Below are 20,743 nucleotides of genomic sequence, written 5' to 3' on the forward strand. Positions count from 1 at the left end.
GCTGCACATTGCAGCGGGGCTTTTTCATAGGAAGTGAAACTACCTTAGTTCAGGCTGATAACGCCCAAATCGGTGGTATGGTCGTTGGTAACCTGCACATCCGGCTTGTCCACGTTTTCGTAGGGCTCACCGGCGCGGAACTCTACGCGGTAGGTACCAGCCGATACGCCGGGAATCAGGAAGCCCCCATCGTTATCAGGGTAGGTGCTGAGGGTATCAGCCGCGCCGCCAGCCGTGCGGATGGCCAGCACCTGCGGATGAGCCGCTGCCGGATCTACCGTGCCGCGGATAGCGCCCGCTGCTGCCATAGCCACGGCCCGGATAACCGGCTTCAGGTTGTACTCGCCATTGCCACGTGCTACAATGGACTTAGCCACGTCAAAGTCAAGCACAATGTTGTAAGTAACGCCTTCTTCCAGATTGGTGTTCAGCTTTACTTTCAGGCCCGAGGTCTGGCCGCTGGGGGTTTTCAGGGCTACCGTGGTACCGTCTTTCAGGGTGAGGGTGTTGTTATCGCCCAGTACCAGGCGGATCTGCTCAATGTGGCCGGCGGGGAAGGTGCTGCCCGCAATAACGGCGGCGCGGCCATTCACATAGTCCAGCAGGTTGTAGCGGGTGGCAGCTACCTGATCCAGGGTCTGCCAGCCATCTTCACCATTAGTGCCGGTCACGTTTACCTGCACGTTTTTCAGGTCGATGTTCACGGCTTTATAGTCGCCGGGGGCATCTACCAGCAGCACGCGCATCTGGGCCGCGGCCGGGGTATTATCGTTGTCGTTGTTACAGCCGGTGAGAGCCAGCGCGCCGGCCATAGCCAGCGGAATCAGACGAAAAATCTTCATATAAGTGGTTTGAGGGAAGGGGAAAGCTAAACTACGGTAATCGATAAGGCTACTGCCTCCGCGGCCAAGAGCAAGTATTATACCGCATATCGGCTTTTACCGTGCCCCAGCAAAATTATATTAGCCTTCCTATTATCCTATGATTTGGTGGTATCGGTTTTAGCGGGTTCCGGGGCCGGGGCGGCCTTGGGTTTACCAAACAGAATATTGCCCAGCTTTTCCTTGGCCTGGGTTTTCAGCCGGGCTTCGGTTTCCAGGCGCTTTTTCTCTACTTCCAGGCGGGCCCGGTCTTCCACGGCCTGCTTCTGCTCGGCCAGGCTGCGCTTTACGCTGTCCTGCTGCAGGCCGGCTTTCTGCAGCAGCTTGTTCTTGGCGTCGCTCACCTTGGATTCTACTACGCTGGTCACCAGGCTCTTGGCTATGTCTTTGGCCTGGCCTTTCACGCTGCCGCTGCTCAGGGCCACTTTGGGGTCGGCCATGGTGCCGCCAATCTTCACGCCCAGCGTCACGCGCTCCGTGCCTTTAATGTCCTGCACGCCGGTGAGCTGGGTGAGCTTGCTGTTGAGTTGGTTGCCCACTTTGCCGGTGGGCATATCAATGGCCGTTACGTACTCCAGGTTGCCATCCACGTTGCTGGAGCCGCCCACCGTCAGCTTCAGCTGCCCCACGTTGAAATCAAAGGGCTTCACAATGAAGTTGCCGTTCAGCATTTCGGCCGCCACGTCTTTGTTTTCTACTACAAAATTCTTGAGCTCCTGCAGCTGGGTGAGGCTACTGATCTTGCTCATCACCGGCGAGTTTCCCAGGGCAGCCCGAATGATTTCGAACACGCCCTTGCCCGTGAGCGAGCTGTACACCGGCATCATGTCCTGGCCCATTTCGCCACTCACGTTAAAGTTGGTGGAGAAAATGCCCTCAATCTGCTGGGCCAGCGGCACAAACTTCTTGATGGAGGTGAAGGCTTGGAAGGCATTCTGAAAGTTCAGGTTCTTAACGTTCAGGCCGAAATCGAACTTGGGATGCGCCAGGTTTTTGCTGCTGTAGCTGCCGTTGGTGGCAAAGGAGCCACCCAGCGTGTTGAAGGTGAGGCCGTTCAGGCGCACGGCTTCGTCGCGGACGGTTACGGTACCTTTGGCGTTTTCCAGCTTCAGGTTGTCGTACACAATAGTGCCCACGGTGGAGTTCAGTGTGAGGTCGAAGTATTTGGGAATCTGCAGCACACCGTCGGCCTTGGCGGCGGTGGCAGGGGCTTTGGTAGCGGCTACGGCACCGGTAGTGGGCTTGGCTGTTACCTCGTCCACCATCCACTCGTTCACATTAAAGCGGCGGCTGTTCACCGTCAGGTTGCCTTTCAGGGACTGGCCCGGCGTGAACAGGTAGCCCATATAGTTGCTGATGACGCCCGAGGCGGCAATATCGGAGGAGCCCACAAAGCCCTGCATGTCCTTCAGCACAATCTGGTTGTTGTTGAAAGTGGCCGTAGCACGGGTAATTTTCACGCCCTGGGGCAGGTCGGGGCTCTTGTAGGTCACGTTGCTGGCATTCACCGTGCCCGAGGCCACAATGCTCTGGTACCGCTCGGCTTCTACATCGGCCATGCTGCCTTTAGCGGCCACGTTGCCGTTCAGGCGGCCGGTTACCGTCATGCCTTCCAGCGGGAATATTTTAGTGAGCTTGGTCAGGTCTACGGTGCCGCGTACATCGGTGTCAAACAGGGGCTTGTCAATATTCTGGATGGCAATGCGGCCTTCCAGCGGCTCGCCATCCAGCAGCATTTTAAACTGCGGAATGTTGATGCGCGTGTCGTTGGGCTGGCCGGTAGCATTGACCACGGTGCCGTTCAGGGTCAGATTTTCGATGGGGGCGGGGAACTGCTTGCTCTTCACGTAGCCGTTGGTCAGGTTGAGTTTGGCCTGCACCACGGGCATCTGGGTTTTGGAGTAGATGCCTTTGGCCGTGCCATCCACGAAGAGCTTGCCGCGCATCAGCAGGTCCTGCACAGGGTACACTTTCAGCATTTCGGCCAGGTCCACGTTGGCTTTCACGCGGCCGTCCACCTTCATGGGCTCCAGCCCGTCAATGGCCACATTGCCGTCGATGGGGTTCGTGCCCAAGTCCAGATGAAACTGCTTCACGTTCACTTTCACGTTGTTGGTGAAGCCGGAGGGGTTGTCCACCACCATGTCCACGTTGATGTTGCGGGCGGCCTGGGGCAGGTCGGGGTACTTAAACATGCCGTTGTTTACCTGCAGATTCACGCCGTAGCCGGGCATCTTCACATCATTCTGCACACCTTTCAGATAGCCGTTGAAGGCCATTTTGCCGCTGGTCTGAATGTCCTTGAACTTCTCGGTAAACACGCCGGGCACCAGGCTCAGAATGTTCTTGAAGTCGGTTTCCAGCGCCTTAAAGGTCATGTCGTAGGTAATGTCCGTATCGTTGGGCAGGCCCACTTTCCCGGCGAAGGAGAAGGGGAAGTCGTTGAGGCGCACCTGGTTTTCCTTGAAGGTGAACAGGAACTGGTCCAGGTCCATGCCCATGGTCACGTCGGCGTCCAGCTTGGTGTTTTCAAGGTAGTTTACCCCGTCGTAGTTCATGGTAAAGCCATCGGCTGTGGTCTTCGAGTCCATATCGAAGATGTTGCGGGCAAAGTCGCCGGAGCCGGTATGGTTGACGTGACGGGCCTGCATGGCAAACGGAATGCTCAGGTCCTCGTAGCGCAGGCGGCCGTTGTTGATTTCCCAGCCTTTGATGGCCACTTTTACCTGGCTGGTGTCCTTGCCCTGAGTAGCGGCCGCCGAATCAGAAATAAAAATATCCCAGTTGGCGCGGCCGCTTTTCAGCACCCGCAGGCTGATGTCGGGCTCATCCAGCTGCACCGATTTGATTTTGATTTCATCGCCGCGCACCACGCTCATCAAATCCAGTCCCACTCGGAAAGAGGGCAGGTAAGCCAGCGTGTCGCGGGCAAAGGAGTCCTGCCCGATAATACGCAGCTCGTCGATGCTCAGGGCCAGATCCGGGAAGGAGCGGAGCAGGCTTAAGCTCACATTTTCAGGCTGATACTCCACGCGGGCCGCCACCCGCTCGGCCAGCTGCTTGTCCAACACTTGCTTGAGCTTGTCTTTGAACAGCACCGGCGCCAGGGCAATGGCCGCTACCAGCACCACCACGAAAATCAGCAGACCTAACAGGAATTTACGCATAACGGTAGGAGGGAAGAAAGGAGAATAACGCGCTTTAGGGCCCAATTGGTGCCAGCACCTCACCGGGCCATTATCGGTAAAGATGCCGGGATTTTGCCATTTTCGAGGCTTCAATGCTTTTGTCTCGCACCAAATTGCGGGCCAGCCTCGTTTAGCACCCCCTATGCGCTTACAACCCTTGGTACGCCCCGGCTTTCCCGGACGCCGTTTGGCGGCCGGGCTGGGCACGGTCTTTCTACTGATGCTAGGGGTAAGGGAGCAAGCGCAGGCCCAGGACCTCTACTTTTCGCAATCTTACGCTACCCGCCTGCACCTGAACCCGGCTTTCACGGGCCTGCAGCACGACTATGGTGTATCTCTGGCTTACCGGGAGCAGTTCCCCTCCCTGGCGGGCTCGTTCCAGACCACGCACCTGGGCGCCGACTACCGCTTCGAAAAGCAACGCAACGCCGTGGGTTTGCTCGTGAATATGGACCGGCTGGGGGCCGTGGGCTACACCCGCCTGGAAGCCGCCGCCCTCTACGCCTACCACGCCCGCCTCAGCAACGATATTTACCTGAGCGCCGGGGCCCAGGCCACGTATGGCTCGCAGCGCATCAGCTACAGCAACCTGGTGTTCGGCGACCAGCTCTCCGACGATGGTTTACTGACCGGCCCCAGCGCCGAACCCGTGCCCTTCGACCCCGTGCATTACCTAAGCGTGGGCGTGGGTGGCCTGCTGTATAACCGCCAGAGCTGGGCTGGTTTAGCCCTTTATCACCTGAACCAGCCCGACCTGGGAAACCAGACCCAGGGGCGCCTGCCCATGCGCGCAACATTTACCGGCGGGGTTAAGCACTTTTTTTCAGAGTCCACCGTTAAACAGACCTACCGCGAAATCAGCGTTTCGCCTACTGTGTCCTACACCCGCCAGGGAGCGTCGCAGCGGGCTGAGGCGGGGTTGTACGGAACTGTTACTCCCATCACCATGGGCCTGCTGTACCGGGGCATTCCACTGCCCGGGGCACCGCGCCCGGCCTCGGTGCTGGCCATAGTGGCGGGCGTGCAGCTTCCGGGCTTTCGGGTAGGTTATAGTCATGATGTAGAGCTGGGCAGTAGAAATCTGGGCGCGGGCGGTGCTCACGAAATTGTACTGGTGCTAGAGCAGGTAGATAGGCTGGCGGCGGCTCGTCGTCGCATAAGCCGTAAAAATTACCGCTTGCTTCCTTGTCCGGCCTTCTGAGTTTTTGTATTATTGCACTCGAATTGCCTTCTTACAACTCTTTTCTTCTCAGGTATTTCCGCTACCGCTATGAATTTCTCTAAGTACCTGCGCTACGCTGCTGTAGGAGCCGTTGCGCTGGCTTCCTGCAAAGGGGGGCCGCCTACTAGCACTAAACCGGGTAAGTACAGCTCCACTACCGGCCTGGAATATAATACCGAGCAGGGCATGAAGGTAGCTGATTACCAAGGCATTCCGGAAGGACCTGGCTTGGTATTCATCGAAGGCGGCCGTACGGTACTTGGCTCGGCTGAGGAAGACGTGGCCATGACCCGCGACAACATTGAGCGTACGGTAACTATTGCCTCGTTCTATATGGACGAAGCCGAGGTAGCCAACATTCACTGGCTGGAGTATTTGCACTATGTCCGTAAAGACTCCGCGGAAGAATTCTATCAGTCGGCTTTGCCCGATACCACCGTATGGGCCCGCGAGCTGTCGTTCAACGACCCCTATGTGGATTATTACCTGCGTTACCCCGGCTTCCGCTACTTCCCCGTGGTGGGCGTAAGCTGGCTCCAGGCCAACGACTTCTGCACCTGGCGTACGGCAAAGGTGAACGAGAAGCTGGCTGGTGTAGGCGAGGGTGATGGTTCCGGCCAGAAAAAAGGCTTTAAGCTGTTCGGCAAAAAGAAGGGCGGCGATGCTGCTGCTCCTACTGATGGCGGCGCTGAAGGCACCGGTGCTACCAAGATTTCTATTGAAAACGGCAACACCCTGCCCAACTACCGCCTACCCACCGAAGCTGAATGGGAATACGCCGCGCAGGCTCTCATTGGCACCCAGGAGGCTGGCAACGAGAACCAGGAAAACAAGCGTATCTATCCTTGGGATGGTCGTCAGATGCGGAACCCGTATGGCAAGAAGCAGGGCCAGTTCCTGGCTAACTTCAAGCGCGGCCGCGGTGACTACGCCGGTATTGCCGGTAGCCTGAACGATGGCGCCATGATTACGGAATACATCTACGCTTACCCACCAAACGACTACGGCCTGTACAACATGGCGGGCAACGTGAACGAGTGGGTGCAGGATATCTACCGTCCGCTGTCGTTCCAGGATGAGGAAGACCTGAACCCCTTCCGCCGGAACGGTTACCTGGATAAGGCCGAAGGCTACGACAAGAAAGGCTACCAGTCACTCATCGATGACGAGGTTCGCGTATACAAAGGGGGCTCGTGGAAAGACGTAGCCTACTGGCTGTCGCCCGGCACGCGCCGCTTCATGGCCCAGGACTCGGCTACCGCTGCTATCGGTTTCCGTTGTGCCATGATCAACGCCGGCTCGAACAAGTAATACTCGGATTTACTAGCTGAACAACAAAAAAGCCGCTCCCGCAAGGAAGCGGCTTTTTTGTGGCCTTTCCTTAACGGTCGGCGGTGGCAATGGTGGCAATGCTAACCTCCTGGCAGCCGGCGGCTAGTAGTACAATGGCGCAAGCCTCCAGAGTGGCGCCGGTGGTCAGCACATCATCCACCAAAAGAATGCGCTTGTCGGCCAGCGCAACCGGGTTCGGCACTTCAAATACGGTGGATACATTCTCCCAGCGCTCCATGCGGTTTTTACGGGTTTGGGAGCTGGTATGCTCCGTGCGGCGCAGTACGTGGGGCAGCCACGGCACCTGCAGGCCCTGCGCTAAGCCTTGGGCAAAGGAGTCGGCCTGGTTATAGCCGCGCTTGGCCAGCTTGCGCGGGTGCAGGGGCACGGGTAAAATCAGGTCGAACTCCTTGTTAAAGCCCTGGTTGGTCAGCTCATAGCCATACCAGCGGCCCAGCACCAGGCCCACTTCCTGCTGCCCCTGGTACTTCAGCTGATGCAGCAGGTGCTGTACGCGGCCGTGCTGCAGAAAGCGCAGGTAGCTGAAGGCATAGCGCACGGGCACTTTGCCCCAGAACCGCCGCGCCAGCGGGTTATCCGCCGTGGACAGCAGGTGGTAATCGGTATAGGGCAGCTCAGTGCGGCAGCTGGTGCAGATGTGCTCCTCACCCCGGGCCAGGGAATCGGCGCAGGCCAGGCATACGCGCGGAAAAACCAGGGAGATGAAGTCGTGCCATACGGCGGGTAAAATCATAACACCAACAATAAATAAGGGAGGATAACGAGCCAGGGAAGATAGGAAAAGCCGGCTTATGACGGTAGTTCTTCACCGGGGTACGAAGCTTTTGTGCCTACTTTCGTGTTACCATCTTCCATCGTCTTTTTAATTGAAGCTATATGAGTCTCGTTTCTGAATTTAACGACTACCGCCAGCGGATGAATGAAAAAATCATGGCGGCCGATAACAAGGTCATCAAGCGTTTTTTCAACCTCGATACCAATACTTACCAGGAAGGAGCCCTGGACGTGAAAACCAAGGAAATGCTGGGCCTGGCCTGCTCCATGGTGCTGCGCTGCGACGACTGCATCAAATATCATCTGGGGAAATGCTACGAAGAAGGCATCAACGACGAGCAGCTGTACGAAGTCTTCGCCATTGCCAACCTCATTGGGGGCAGCATTGTGATTCCCCACTTCCGCCGCGCGGTGGAGTACTGGGAGGCCCTGAAGGAAGAATCGGCCCAGCCAGCCCCGGCCCACGCCGAGCACAGCGTATAGCCCATGCTGAACCCCGAAGAAACCGAAGCCCAGTTTGAGCAGCGCTGGTGGGAGCTGATGAACCAGATGCGCGAGCGTTTCGGCAAAAAGCCCGATCTGAACGCCTTGCTGCTGCTCATTGGCGTGCAGGAGCTGGGCCAGGGCGCCGGCCCCTTCACCAAAGAGCAGAAGCAGGACCTCATGCACATTGCCACCTGCCGCCTGTTCAGCCTGTCGGGCTATTATGAGCAGGAGTTTGTGGACGAAGACGGCTGGCCGCATTATAAGCTCATCCGCCCCGTACCTTTCTCCAACCTGAAAGAGCAGGAACGCATGCTGAAATGGCACATGCTGGAGTATTTTGATGCCTTCCTGCGCGAGGAAGAGTAACATCATTCGACACTACTGTCATCCTGAGCTTGCGAAGGACCTTATCACGAAAGCACGAGTCGTTGTTAAGCGAGTCGCCCTACCGTGATAAGGTCCTTCGCAAGCTCAGGATGACAATGAATAATAACAGCTTGAAAATTCTCTCTTACAACGTCAACGGGCTGCGCTCGGCCCTCAGCAAGGGCCTACTGGATTGGGTGCAGCAAACCGACCCGGACGTACTGTGCCTGCAGGAAATTAAGGCCGGGCGCGAGCCACTGGATGTGTCGGGGTTTGAAGCGCTGGGTTACCACGTGTATCAGCACCCGGCCGAAAAGCCTGGCTACAGCGGCGTGGCTACCTTCAGCAAGCAAAAGCCCAAGAACGTGGCTACCGGCTGCGAAATCCCGCTCTACGACTGCGAGGGGCGCGTATTGCGCCTGGATTTCGAGGATTACTCAGTACTGAACGTGTACATGCCCTCGGGCACCAGCGGGCCGGAGCGACAGTCGTTTAAGTTGGAGTGGTTGCGGTTCTTCCGCCATTACGTAGCACAGTTGCGCGCTGCCGGCACGCCCCCGCTGGTTATTGCCGGCGACTTTAACTGCTGCCAACAGGGCCTAGACCTGCACAACCCCAAAGCCAACCAGAACAGCCCCGGCTTCACGCCCGAAGAGCGGGCCTGGTTTGCCGCGTTTTTGGCCGATGGCTTCACCGACTCCTTCCGCCACGTGCACGGCGACGCCCCGGGCCATTATTCCTGGTGGACGTACCGCAGCGGCGCCCGCGCCCGCAACGTAGGCTGGCGTCTGGATCATTTATTAGTAGATCAGGCGCTGCAACCGCGCATCAGCGGAGCGGGTCTGTTGACTGATGCGGTGCATTCCGACCACTGCCCGGCGCTGGTAGAGCTGCAGTAGGGAACAAATACCGGCTGTGGTGTTGTCGTTGAGCGAAGGGCCCACCGGATAAGCCGGCCGTGCTGATAATCCGTATCTTGTCCGGTCCTGAACAGGCGTGTTTTTTATGCTGGTGGAGAAAGAAACTGAGTCGACAGCCAAGCTAACGGCGACCCAGCCGGGAGCCCTGGCCCAGGTGCTCACGCAGCTGGAGGCATTTAAGCGTAAGTTTTACCTGAACCTGCTGGTGCGTGGGGCACTGGTGGCGGGCGGCCTCTTGCTCACGCTTTTTCTGGTTTTCAACCTGCTGGAATACTTTCTGTACCTGCCCACCTGGGTGCGGGGCGGGTTGCTGTTTGGCTTTCTGGGTTTGGCCGTGTACGCCTTTGTACACTGGATCTGGCAGCCGCTGGCCGCTCTTACCAACCTGCGCCGCCTGCTTTCTGATGAGCAGGCCGCTCTGCGCGTAGGCGAGCTATTCCCCCAGGTGCAGGACAAGCTCCTGAATGCCCTGCAGCTGCAGGGTCAGGCCCGCGAAAACGCCCTTATTGCCGCCAGCCTGGACCAGCGCGCCGCCCAGCTTACCGGGTTGGAATTCGCCGAAGGCATCAACATCAAATCCCAAACCCGGCCCCTGTGGAAGTACGTGGCTGTGCCGGCCGGGGTGGTGGTGCTCCTGCTGCTGGTATACCCCAGCCTGTTTGTGCAGGGCACCGCCCGCATTCTGCATTACCGCCGCACGTATTCGCCGCCTGCGCCTTTCCGATTTGTGGTGGAGAATAAGAATCTGAAAGCTTTTAAGGGTGAGGATTTCAAGCTGGAGGTATCGGTGGAAGGCGAGGCGCTGCCCAATGAAATCAGTATTCAGTATGCGGGGCGGGAGCGGCGCCTGCAGAAAGAATCCGGCAACCGGTTTACTTACCAGTTCCAGCAGCTGCAGCGCTCTGTGGATTTCCAGCTGGCGGCTGCGGGCTTTACTTCGGATGAATACGCCCTGATGGTGCGGGAACGGCCCAACCTGCGCGACTTCACGGTGCAGATTACCTACCCTGGTTACCTGAACAAAGCCTCCGAAACGATACAGAACACCGGCAACCTGACGGTGCCCGAGGGCAGCACGGTGCGCTGGGAGTTTGCTACCGCCGCCACCGACCAGCTCCAGCTACTTTTCAAAAGCCCCGACGAAACCGTGACGGCTCAAGCCGACGACGACCAGTTTCGGGTAACGCGGCGCGTGCTTCGCTCTCAGGAGTATGCGGTACGCCTGCTAAACGCCGCCAGCCTCAACCGCGACCCTATCCAGTACCAGCTCACTGCCATTCCCGACCAGGTGCCGGACATCACCCTGGAAACCTTCCCCGATACCACCTCGCTGCGCTATCTGGCGCTGGGCGGCACCGTGCGCGACGATTATGGCCTGACGCGCCTGCAGCTGCACTATAGGGTGTTGTCCAAAGCTCGGCCTAATGCTACCTACCAGACGCGCGCCCTGCCCCTGCAAAGCGGCCCGGCGCAGGTATATGCCTACCAGTGGGATTTGCGGCCGGTAGGCATGAAGCCCGGCGACCGGCTGGAATATTATGTGCAGGTGTGGGACAACGACGGCGTGCACGGGCCAAAATCGGCCCGGAGCAGGGCCGCAGAGTTTAAGCTGCCCTCGCGCAGCGAGCTACAGAAGCAGCTCAGCACTCAGTCGCAGGCGGTGCAGAGCCAGCTGAGCCGCACGGCGGAGCAGTCTAAGAAGCTGGAGCGGGAGTTGGCCAAAACCGAAGACAAGCTGAAGGTGAAGCGCGACCTGAACTTCCAGGACCGCAAGCAGCTGCAGGATATGCTGCAGCAGAAGCAGCAGATGGACGACCAGATTGCCGACATGAAAAAGCTCTTTGACGAGCTGAATCAGAAGCAAAACGAGCTGGACCCCAAAAGCCAGGAGCTGGCCGAAAAAGCCGAGGAGCTGAAAAAGCTGATGGACTCTCTGCTGGACCCCGAAACCAAAAAGCTCTACGATGAGCTGCAGAAGCTCCTGGACCAGAAGCAGGACCAGAATCAGCTGGAGATGCAGCAGCTCATGCAAAAGCTCGAAAACAAGGAAAACACCCTGCAGAAAGAGCTGGAGCGGGCCCTGGAAATGTTTAAGCAGCTGCAGTTTGAGCAAAAGCAGGAGCAAACCCTGGAAAAGCTGCAGCAGCTGGCCAAGGAAGAGCAGCAGCTGGCCGAAAAAACCGAGCAGAACGACAAGAACAACCCCGAAAATAAGCTCAGCAACCAGGAGCAGAAAGCCAAAAATGAGCAGCTGAAACAGGAGCAGGCCGAGAAGCAGCAGCAGTTTGACGAGGTGCAGAAGAACCTGGACGAGCTCAAGAAGATGGACGACCAGCTCAACAACGAGAATGGCGCCGACGACATGCAGCCCCAGCAGCAGCAGGTAGACGAGCAAATGCAGCAAAGCCAGGAGCAGCTGGGCAAAAATCAGAACCAGAAAGCCAGCCAGAACCAGAAGCAGGCAGCTCAGCAAATGCAGCAGATGGCTCAGCAGATGGAGCAGCAAATGAGCGAAGAGGAATCAGACCAGCAGCAGGAAAATATTGATGACCTGCGCGACATCCTCGAAAACCTCCTGAAGCTCTCCTTCGATCAGGAAAGCCTGATGAAGCAGTTCCGCACCGTAGACCAGCAGGACCCGCGCTTTGTGCAGCTGGGCCAGCAGCAGCGCAAGCTCAAGGACGACGCCCGCGTGGTGCAGGACTCGCTCTACGCCCTGGCCAAGCGCGTATTTCAACTCCAGAGCTTCGTAACCCGGGAAGTAGGGGAGATGAACGGTCGCATGGACGAGGCCCTGGACCAGATCCGGCAGCGCGACGTGGCCCGGGCCACTACCCACCAGCAGCAGGCCATGACCAGCATGAACAACCTGGCCCTAATGCTGAACGACGCCCTGAAGCAGATGCAGGACCAGCAGCGCCAGGCCCAGCAGCAACAGCAGCAAAGCGGCGGCAAGCCCGGCCGGAAAAAGAAAAAAGGTAGCCAGGCCGGCGACGGCCAGCTGGGCAAGATGCAGCAGCAGCTCAACCAGCAGATTCAGCAGCTGCAGCAAAGCGGCAAAACCGGCCGTGCCCTTTCCGAAGACCTGGCCAAGCTGGCCGCTCAGCAGCAAATGCTGCGCGAAGCCCTGAAAGAGCTGGAGAAAATGCAGCAGGGCGGCAAGCCGGGCAAGGATGGCAAAGGCCAGCCGGCTGGAGGAAACCTAGGGGATGTGAAAAAAATGATGGAACAAACCGAGACGGACCTCGTAAACAAGCGGCTAACGGAGCAAACGGTTATGCGTCAGCGTCAAATCCTGACCCGCCTGCTGGAAGCCGAGAAATCGGCCCGGGAGCGGGACCAGGATGACAAGCGGGAAGCGCAGACCGCCCAGAACCGTCCGCCGGTTTTTCCGCCTGCTTTCGAGCGCTACAAACGGCAGAAAGAGCGGCAAACGGAACTGCTTCGGACAGTGCCCCCGGCCCTCACACCGTACTACCAACGGGAGGTGAGTGAATATTTTCAGAAAATGAAATAGCGACTCGCTAAATTTACCCCCCTTCCGCGTCCCTTCCCCTTTTTATGAAGCAGGTAAAAATTCAGATTCCTTCGCTCGTTGAGAATATCCGCGTGGTAGAGAGTTTCATCGACAACTCGAAGGATACCTTTAATATTGAGGACGATATCTACGGCAACATCATGGTTGCCGTGACGGAGGCCGTCAATAACGCCATTCGCCATGGCAATAAGTTCGATAAGGACAAGAACGTTTTCTTGTCGTTGCAGATGGGGCAGGACAAGGTAAAGTTTGAGGTAGAAGATCAGGGCGAAGGCTTTGACTATACCAATCTGCTGGACCCCACCGCTCCCGAAAACCTGGAAAACCCCGGGGGCCGCGGTATTTTCCTCATCCGCCACCTGGCCGATGAAGTAGAATTCAGCAAAGATGGCCGCCACGTGCAGCTCACGTTCCATTTGGTACCCGAGGCTGATTCTGAAGGCTCCACAACTACCTCTTCCGCCTCTGACCACAACGCGGCATGAACTCCCTGCCCCCGAGCACGAAGAAGACCACGATGACGATACCCGCGGGCGCGAATCCCACGGCATCGAATTCCTGGTAGAAGATGTTGATTTTGAGCTGGCCGATGCCGAAGCGCTGACCTCTTGGATTGAGCGGGTGGCGGCCGTGCACGAGCACGAAATTGTGCAGCTCACCTACATCTTCTGCTCCGATGAGTACCTGCACCGCGTGAACGTGGAGTACCTCGACCACGACACCTACACCGACGTCATCACCTTCGATAACGCCGATGATGCCGATATCATTGAAGGAGACGTGTTTATCTCGGTAGAGCGGGTGCGCGAAAACGCTGCTAAACTAGGCGTTACGTTCCGCGACGAGCTGCACCGCGTCATGATTCACGGTATGTTACACCTGCTGGGCTACCAGGACAAAGACCTGCTGAGCCAGACGGCCATGCGTAAGAAAGAAGACGACTGCCTCTCGCTGCGCACTTTCTAAAGATTTAGCTACCCAGAATTACAAACGCCCGCTCTTCGCGCGGGCGTTTTTTTATGGCATCTGCTGCCAGGAACTCTTTCCCTGCAGCCCGGTTTTCCTTCGCTGCATGGCTGCTACTCCCGCTCATCTTTTGTTTCTGCCCGGCGAAGCCTTGGATTTCTACCTGAGCCAGGGCTACTACCGGATGCATCAGGACCTGTTTACCTGCCATTTTCTGCCCATTGAAGATGGCCTGTATACGGCCCACTGGCTGCGCGTAGCGCTGGATCAGGTGCAGCTTGGGGCCGCGCAACGGCGGCTGTTGCGCCTCAATGAGCACTTCACCGTGCTGCTCCGGCCGTTCCATCTCACGGCTGAATATGAGGCCCTTTATGCTCAGTACCGCCGCCACATCACCTTCGATGCGCCGCCCACGGTGGAATCCTTTCTGCTGGCCGGGGCCATGCAGAACGTGTTTGAAACCGAAGTGATAGAAGTGCGCGACGGGGAGCAGCTTATTGCCCTCGGTATTTTCGACAGCGGGGCCCGCACCATGGCTGGCATCATGAATTTCTACCACCCCATTTACCGCAAATACAGCCTGGGCAAGTACCTCATGCTGCTGAAAATCAACTATGCGCAGCAGCGCCAGTACCATTATTACTACCCCGGCTACGTGGTGCATCAGTATCCCAAATTCGACTACAAGCTGTTCCCTTGTCCGGGCGCTACGCAGGTATTCGACGGACGCAGCGGCCAATGGCGGCCATTTTCCTGGGAAGAGGTAGCTCGGCAATCGGCGGAGCTGCTGGCCAATGCGCCCACCCAGCTACTGGATGATGACGCGGAGCAGTAAACCGCTGCTGCGCAAAAAAGCCGCTGACTCCGTATCTTTGCGCACGTTTTGAGCATGTTGCGCCTGCCTTTCTGATCTGATTTCCTGAAGCAGCGCCTGCCCAACTGCGGGCGTTTTCTGTTGGGTAGTAGCGCGAAGCTTCAGCTTCGCGTTTCGTTGAACGCCCGACATTGCCCCTGATGTTACCCTCGAACTGTTAGTTCACCGCCTCGCGAAGCTGGAGCTTGACTATGTCTACCTTCGGTTCGCGCTACTGTTTGTCCGCCATGTTTCAGCAAGAAGAATACGATGTTATTGTAGTAGGAGCCGGCCACGCCGGGTGTGAGGCCGCTGCCGCTGCCGCCAACCTGGGGTCCAAGGTGCTGCTGGTAACGATGAACATGAACACCATTGCGCAGATGTCGTGCAACCCGGCCATGGGCGGGGTGGCCAAAGGACAGATTGTGCGCGAGGTGGACGCGCTGGGCGGGCAGTCGGGCATCATCACCGACAAAACCATGATTCAGTTCCGGATGCTGAACCGCTCCAAAGGCCCCGCCATGTGGAGCCCGCGCGCGCAAAGTGACCGGATGCGCTTTGCTGAAGAGTGGCGCATGACGCTGGAACAAACCCCCAACGTGGATTTCTGGCAGGAAGCCGTAACCGGCCTGGTAGTAGAAAACGAAACCGTAGTAGGCGTGAAAACCGCGCTGGGTATCGAGTTCCGGGGCAAATCGGTGGTGCTCACCAACGGAACCTTCCTGAACGGTCTCATCCATATTGGCGAGAAGCAGTTCGGTGGGGGCCGCGCCGCCGAAAAAGGCAGCACCGGCATTACCGAGCAGCTTCTTGAGCTGGGCTTTGAAGCCGGCCGCATGAAAACCGGCACCCCGCCCCGCGTGGATGGCCGCTCGCTGGACTACAGCAAAATGGAGGCGCAACCCGGCGACGAAGTGCCGAGCAAATTCTCCTACCTCGATACGCCCTACCTCAGTAAGCAGCGCCCCTGCTACATTACCTACACCAACCCCGAGGTGCACGAAATCCTGAAAGAGGGTTTCGAGAAGTCGCCGATGTTCCAGGGCCGCATTAAGGGCCTGGGGCCGCGCTATTGCCCTTCGGTGGAGGATAAGATCAACCGCTTCGCGGATAAAGACCGCCACCAGATTTTTGTGGAGCCCGAAGGCTGGAGCACGGTGGAGGTGTACGTAAACGGCTTTAGCTCCTCCCTGCCCGAGGACGTGCAGTACCGCGCTCTGCGCAAAATTGCCGGCTTCGAAAACGCGAAGATGTTCCGCCCGGGCTACGCCATTGAGTACGACTTCTTCCCGCCCACCCAGCTGCAGCTTACGCTGGAAACCAAGCGAATCAAAAACCTGTATTTCGCGGGCCAGATCAACGGCACCACGGGCTATGAGGAAGCTGCCTGCCAGGGTTTGATGGCCGGTATCAACGCCCACAACCGGGTGCACGGCAAGGAGCCCTTCATCCTGAAGCGGAGCGAAGCCTACATTGGCGTGCTCATTGATGACCTGGTAAACAAAGGCACCGACGAGCCCTACCGCATGTTCACGAGCCGCGCCGAGCACCGCATTCTGCTGCGCCAGGACAACGCTGACCTGCGCCTGACGCCACTGGGCTACGCCCTGGGGCTGGCCTCGGAAGAGCGCATGGAGCTGGTGCGCCAGAAGGAGCGCGAAACCGCCGAAATCATTGAATTGCTGCAACAGCACGCCATTGAGCCCCAGGAAATAAACGGACTGCTGGAAGAGTTGGGCTCGGCTACCATCAGCGAGAAAACCCGCGCCGTGAACCTGCTGCGCCGGCCCAACATGGAGCTGGCCGACCTCACGCGCACCTTGCCCAACCTCACGCTGGCCCTGGCCCCTTTCCGGGCCGACAGCCTGGAGCAGGCCATTATCCGCATCAAGTACGAAACCTACATTGAAAAGGAACACCAGCAGGCCGGCCGCATGCAGGAGCTGGAAAACTTCGTGATTCAGGGCCGCCTGGACTACCAGCAAATGCCGGCGCTTTCCTACGAGGCCCGCGAAAAGCTGCTGCGCGTGCAGCCCGAAACCATTGGCCAGGCCGCCCGCATCAGTGGCGTTACGCCCGCCGATATTTCAGTATTGATGGTGTACCTGGGGAAATAATGCTGAATTTTGAATTCTGAATCCCGGCCGGGCAGTTGCTTTATGCTCCGTTGTCCGTCGGGATTCAGAATTTTTTTTGTAGAATTTGCCTACCGAATAGGGCAGGAGCTGGCTTCCGCTGCTATTCAACCCTTGGAATTCAGAAGAAAAAAGCGTGCTGTACGAACGTCTGGAGAAGTGCCCGGTTTGCGGGAAGAGCAGCTTCCGCAATAAGCTGGTGGTGGAAGACAAATCGGTGAGCAAGGAGAGCTTCGCTATTGTGCAGTGCGAGGCCTGCACGTTCCAGTTTACCAACCCCCGGCCCGATGCCCAGGGTATTGGCCGGTACTATGAGTCGGACGCTTACGTTTCCCACAACAGCACGGCTACCGGCGTTATCAACCAGGTATACCGCCTGGCGCGCATGTTTACCATGCGCCGTAAGGTGTCGTTGCTGAACCACCTGGCCCCGCGCCGGGGCAAATTGCTGGATTACGGCTGCGGCACGGGCCATTTTCTGGCCGCCGCCAAACGCAAAGGCTGGCAGGTGGCCGGTTTTGAGCCCAACGCGCGTGCCCGCGAGGAAGCCACGCGCCGCGTGGGGCAGCCCGTGGGCAGTGAGAGCCTGAGTGCGCTGGAAGCAGGTTCTTTTGATGCCATTACGCTCTGGCACGTGCTGGAGCATGTGCACACCCTGAACGAAACCCTGGACCAGCTTATCAGTCTGCTGAAGCCGGATGGGGTGCTCATTATTGCCGTGCCCAACGTAGAGAGCTTTGATGCCCAGCACTACCAGCAGCACTGGGCCGCTTATGATGTGCCCCGCCACCTCTACCATTTCAGCCCCAAAACCATGGCCCTGCTGCTCAAAAAGCACAAGCTACAGCTGCGCCAGACGTTGCCCATGCCGCTGGATGCTTATTACGTGAGCATGCTCAGCGAGAAGCATCAGTCGGGCAAGGGCAAAGGCATGCTGAGCGTATTGCGCACCGGGTACGCCTCCAATCAATACGCGGCCGACAACGAAAACCAGTATTCCAGCCTGATTTATGTAGCGAGCCGGCGCTAAACGCTGGCCGCGTTAGTGGGTTTTGCGTAAGACTGCTCCCGCTCCCGGCGGGAACGGCCGGAGGGGAGGGGAGCCTACCTGCTTCGCTTCCCGCGGCGGCATGTGGTTTCCGGTTCCGATATTGCCGGCCGTTTCACGTTGTAGCCTGCTATGCCCGCCCGCGCTTATTTTCCATTGTTCTTTCTTGCCGGAACCGTGCTCAGCGGTTGCGCGGCCATCAGCTCGCCGGAGGGCGGGGCCCGGGACACCGTGCCGCCCAAGCTCATTAGCACCCAGCCCGCCAACCGCGCCGTGAACGTAACCGGGCGCACCATTCGGCTGGAGTTTTCGGAGCCCGTCCAGGTGAAGGACCTGACGAAGAACCTGCTGGTAGCCCCGCTGCTTTCCGACGCCAACAAGTACAAGGTGCGCGAGGAGCGCAACGCCATTGAGCTGCAGTTTGAGAAGCCCTTTGAGGCCAACACCACCTATTCCTTCAACTTTCGGGAAGCTATTTCGGACATTACGGAGAGCAACCCGGCCACTGATGTTATCCTGAGCTTCAGTACCGGCCCGGCCCTGGACTCGGGCTCGGTGCAGGGCCGCGTGCGCGACCTGCTGACCCAAGCACCCGCCGCCGATGTTTCCGTAGTGCTGTATCCCGAAACCGATACGGCCAACATCCGGCGCGGCCGCCCTTATTACCTGGCCCGGACCGACAAGGAGGGCCAGTTTGTGCTGCGCAACCTGAAAGAAGGCCGGTTCCGCATTTTTGCGCTGGCCGATAAAAACCAAACCAGCCGCTACGAGGAAGGCGAGAAAATAGCCTACCTGCCCGAGGTGCTGGCCGTGCGCCCGGGCCTGGACTCGGTGCAGCTCCTGCTCACCCGCCCGGACTCCCGCCCGCCCATCATTCTTTCCCAGAAAGCCGAAGCCGCGCGCTTTGCCGTTACCTACAATGAAGGCGTGCGCTCAGCGGCGCTAACCGCGCTGCCCGGTGCCGCTGTGTCCCCGGAGCTACTGCAGGTAGCCGAAGCCGGCAAGCGCGTGAACCTGTACCAAACACCGGCCCTGCCGGCCGGCCGCTACCTACTGGCCGCCACCGACAGCGCCGGCAACACCGCCCGCGACACGGTAAATGTGAAGTTTGCGACGGCGACTCCGGGGCCTACGCAAGGTTTGCCCTGGACCATTGAGGGCAATGCCAAGGAGGTTTACCGGCAGGGCCTCATCACGGTTAAGTTTTTTGAGCCCCTGCGCCTGGTGCCTAAAAAGCCGGTGGGCGAACTGGTGGAAGACTCTACCACGCGCCGCCCGCTGCAGCCCGCCAGCGTAGTGCTCAGCCCCGACCGTACCCAGCTGACCGTGGCGCTGAATACCCGCGCCCGCAAAAACGTAACGCTGGTGCTGGATAGCACCGTGGTACAGAGCGTAACCGGCCAAAGCCTGCGCCTGCGCCCCATGCGCTTTACCCTCACAGATCAGGCCACTACTGGTACCGTGGCGGGTACGGTACAAACGGCGGCCAAACGGAAATTTGAGCTGCAGCTGCTGGATGAGAAAGGCAACATGGTACGTTCCCTGTCCTCGCCCAAAACCTTCCGCCTGGAGAATCTGGCGCCCGGCACCTACCGCATTCGGGTGCTGATTGATGCCAACGGGGACGGCCGCTGGCAGGCCGGCGACCCGCAGCTCCGCGTGCCGCCCGAGCCCGTGTTCATCTACGCGCAGCCCATTCAGGTGCGGGCCAACTGGGAGGTAGAAGATGTGCGGGTGACTTTCTAACGACGGTAGCTTGTCTGCCATTCTGAACCGCCGGCTCTGGGGAGCCGGCGGTTTTTTTATGACTGCCCTTTGGTTGTTTTCCGCCGCACTCCACGGGGTTATCAACTCTCCTGCCTGAGCTATCCACATCCGTTTTCCCTGCTGGGAAGCAGTAGAGCGGGTTTTCCTCCCACGGCTAAGCCTTATTCCACAGGGTTATCCACGGGCCAGCGGGACCGGGAGGAAATCTGTGGATAATGATGTGGCAACGTGGGGATAACACGTGGAGAAATTGCGGATAAGTTTTTTTGCGCATCTGCGGCCCAGCACAGCCAAAACCGACGGTGGATAAGGGTGGATAACTCGGCCGGTGGAAAGCGCTAATCCACATAGGGGGGTAAGTGTGAATTGTGGATTCGTGGATAAGCCTGTGGATTGTTAATAAATCAAATAATAAATTAAAAATCAGCTTTTTACAATCCACATTGCCTGTGGATTGTGCGTGTATAAGGGTGGACTTGTACACAAGTTTTCAGCCTGTGAATAACTATTTCCGCTTATCCACTTATCCACTGCCCTAACGATGGGGATTAAAAAAGAATATTTAAAAAAAGACTTTTAAAAAGTTATTAACGGAGTGGAAAACTCTGGGCCGGCCAAAAAAAATGCCGGGCCGGAAAATGGAGAAGCGGCCCGGCCACTTCTGCCGCCGGCCGGCGTATACGGGGCAGTCCGCCACCCCAGCCGCCATGCCCTTCAACTACGACCAGGATTTTCAACAGACCGATTTTCGCCGGCACCCGGAGCTATACCGGGTGGGCAAGGGGGAGCAGGGCGTGCTGCTGGTGCAGCCCTACAAAAGCGAGATACTCCCGCACTGGCGCTTCCGCACGCCGGAGCTGGCCCGGGAATCCTCGGAGCACATCTTCGGCCTGTTCCTGGATTATCTAAAAGCCGAGGATTTTGTGGGGGCTGATATGGCCCGCAAGTTTCTGCAGATGGGCTACACCCGGGCCCGGCGCTACGCCAACCACCGCGGCGGCAAGAAGTACGATGGCCCGGTGCCCGCCGATAAGAAAGGCCAGAGCGGCGCGCACGGCCGCCCCGAGCTGCCCCGCGCCCCCGAGGACCCCGAAAAGGCGGCCGCTGCGCGCATCTTTAAACTGAAATGGGACGAGGCCCGCCTGCACCCCGAGTACGTGCGGCAGCGGGCTGCCTTTGAGATGCAGTACGGAAAGTAAACCCCCAACGGCGCCACGGCGTAAGCAAGCCCGTTGCAGGGTTCAGG

The 20,743-nt window shown here is 58.3% G+C and carries 16 protein-coding genes; 13 read left to right on the forward strand and 3 right to left on the reverse strand.

The genetic code is table 11. The features are described from left to right. Positions 1–44: 44 nt before the first annotated feature. On the reverse strand, positions 45–842 hold the full coding sequence (locus PK28_RS01775) for a DUF4382 domain-containing protein (RefSeq protein WP_044510796.1): 798 nt from the start codon (positions 840–842) through the stop codon (positions 45–47). A 137-nt stretch (positions 843–979) separates the two neighbouring features. Next, on the reverse strand, positions 980–4,048 hold the full coding sequence (locus PK28_RS01780) for an AsmA family protein (RefSeq protein WP_044510799.1): 3,069 nt from the start codon (positions 4,046–4,048) through the stop codon (positions 980–982). 163 nt (positions 4,049–4,211) lie between these two features. Between PK28_RS01780 and PK28_RS01785 the strand changes: the two genes are divergently transcribed. Continuing rightward, positions 4,212–5,270: a PorP/SprF family type IX secretion system membrane protein gene (locus tag PK28_RS01785; protein ID WP_065814125.1), complete on the forward strand. Its 1,059-nt coding sequence runs from the start codon at positions 4,212–4,214 to the stop codon at positions 5,268–5,270. A gap of 69 nt (positions 5,271–5,339) precedes the next feature. Then, positions 5,340–6,602 (forward strand): SUMF1/EgtB/PvdO family nonheme iron enzyme, encoded by a 1,263-nt coding sequence (locus PK28_RS01790; RefSeq protein ID WP_044510802.1) that lies wholly within the window; start codon positions 5,340–5,342, stop codon positions 6,600–6,602. A 70-nt stretch (positions 6,603–6,672) separates the two neighbouring features. Here PK28_RS01790 and PK28_RS01795 read toward each other — a convergent pair whose 3' ends face one another. Next, positions 6,673–7,377 (reverse strand): ComF family protein, encoded by a 705-nt coding sequence (locus PK28_RS01795; RefSeq protein WP_044510805.1) that lies wholly within the window; start codon positions 7,375–7,377, stop codon positions 6,673–6,675. 143 nt (positions 7,378–7,520) lie between these two features. On the opposite strand from PK28_RS01795, the gene PK28_RS01800 reads away from it, so the two are divergent. The 11 genes from PK28_RS01800 (at position 7,521) to PK28_RS01850 (ending at position 20,696) form a co-directional block, all read left to right on the forward strand. Next, positions 7,521–7,901 carry a carboxymuconolactone decarboxylase family protein gene (locus PK28_RS01800; protein ID WP_044510807.1) on the forward strand — a complete coding sequence of 127 codons (381 nt, stop codon included), beginning with the start codon at positions 7,521–7,523 and terminating at the stop codon, positions 7,899–7,901. Between the two features lie 3 nt (positions 7,902–7,904). After that, a complete protein-coding gene (locus PK28_RS01805; RefSeq protein WP_044510810.1) occupies positions 7,905–8,270 on the forward strand; it encodes a hypothetical protein in 366 nt (121 codons plus the stop codon). Positions 8,271–8,401: 131 nt separating this feature from the next. Then, the gene (locus tag PK28_RS01810) at positions 8,402–9,169 is read left to right on the forward strand and encodes an exodeoxyribonuclease III (protein WP_044516051.1); all 768 of its coding nucleotides are present in this window, start codon (positions 8,402–8,404) and stop codon (positions 9,167–9,169) included. Positions 9,170–9,281: 112 nt separating this feature from the next. Next, positions 9,282–12,707: a DUF4175 family protein gene (locus PK28_RS01815; protein ID WP_231576200.1), complete on the forward strand. Its 3,426-nt coding sequence runs from the start codon at positions 9,282–9,284 to the stop codon at positions 12,705–12,707. Between the two features lie 44 nt (positions 12,708–12,751). Beyond that, positions 12,752–13,213, forward strand: a complete 462-nt coding sequence (locus PK28_RS01820) for an ATP-binding protein (RefSeq protein WP_044510812.1) — start codon at positions 12,752–12,754, stop codon at positions 13,211–13,213. After that, positions 13,116–13,694: an rRNA maturation RNase YbeY gene (ybeY, locus tag PK28_RS01825; RefSeq protein WP_082016907.1), complete on the forward strand. Its 579-nt coding sequence runs from the start codon at positions 13,116–13,118 to the stop codon at positions 13,692–13,694. Before PK28_RS01820 ends, ybeY begins: the two co-directional genes overlap by 98 nt. Before the next feature lie 106 nt (positions 13,695–13,800). Then, complete coding sequence (locus PK28_RS01830; RefSeq protein WP_231576201.1) at positions 13,801–14,529, forward strand: GNAT family N-acetyltransferase; 729 nt, start codon at positions 13,801–13,803, stop codon at positions 14,527–14,529. Between the two features lie 266 nt (positions 14,530–14,795). Further along, positions 14,796–16,664, forward strand: coding sequence for a tRNA uridine-5-carboxymethylaminomethyl(34) synthesis enzyme MnmG (mnmG, locus tag PK28_RS01835; RefSeq protein ID WP_044510813.1), 1,869 nt, complete (start codon positions 14,796–14,798; stop codon positions 16,662–16,664). Positions 16,665–16,818: 154 nt separating this feature from the next. Then, positions 16,819–17,712 (forward strand): class I SAM-dependent methyltransferase, encoded by an 894-nt coding sequence (locus PK28_RS01840; RefSeq protein ID WP_044510814.1) that lies wholly within the window; start codon positions 16,819–16,821, stop codon positions 17,710–17,712. Positions 17,713–17,862: 150 nt separating this feature from the next. Then, a complete protein-coding gene (locus tag PK28_RS01845; protein WP_044510817.1) occupies positions 17,863–19,476 on the forward strand; it encodes an Ig-like domain-containing domain in 1,614 nt (537 codons plus the stop codon). Positions 19,477–20,204: 728 nt separating this feature from the next. Next, complete coding sequence (locus PK28_RS01850) at positions 20,205–20,696, forward strand: DUF4385 domain-containing protein (protein WP_044510820.1); 492 nt, start codon at positions 20,205–20,207, stop codon at positions 20,694–20,696. The last annotated feature ends 47 nt before the right edge of the window (positions 20,697–20,743 follow it).

Source organism: Hymenobacter sp. DG25B (assembly GCF_000801315.1).
Classification (GTDB): domain Bacteria; phylum Bacteroidota; class Bacteroidia; order Cytophagales; family Hymenobacteraceae; genus Hymenobacter.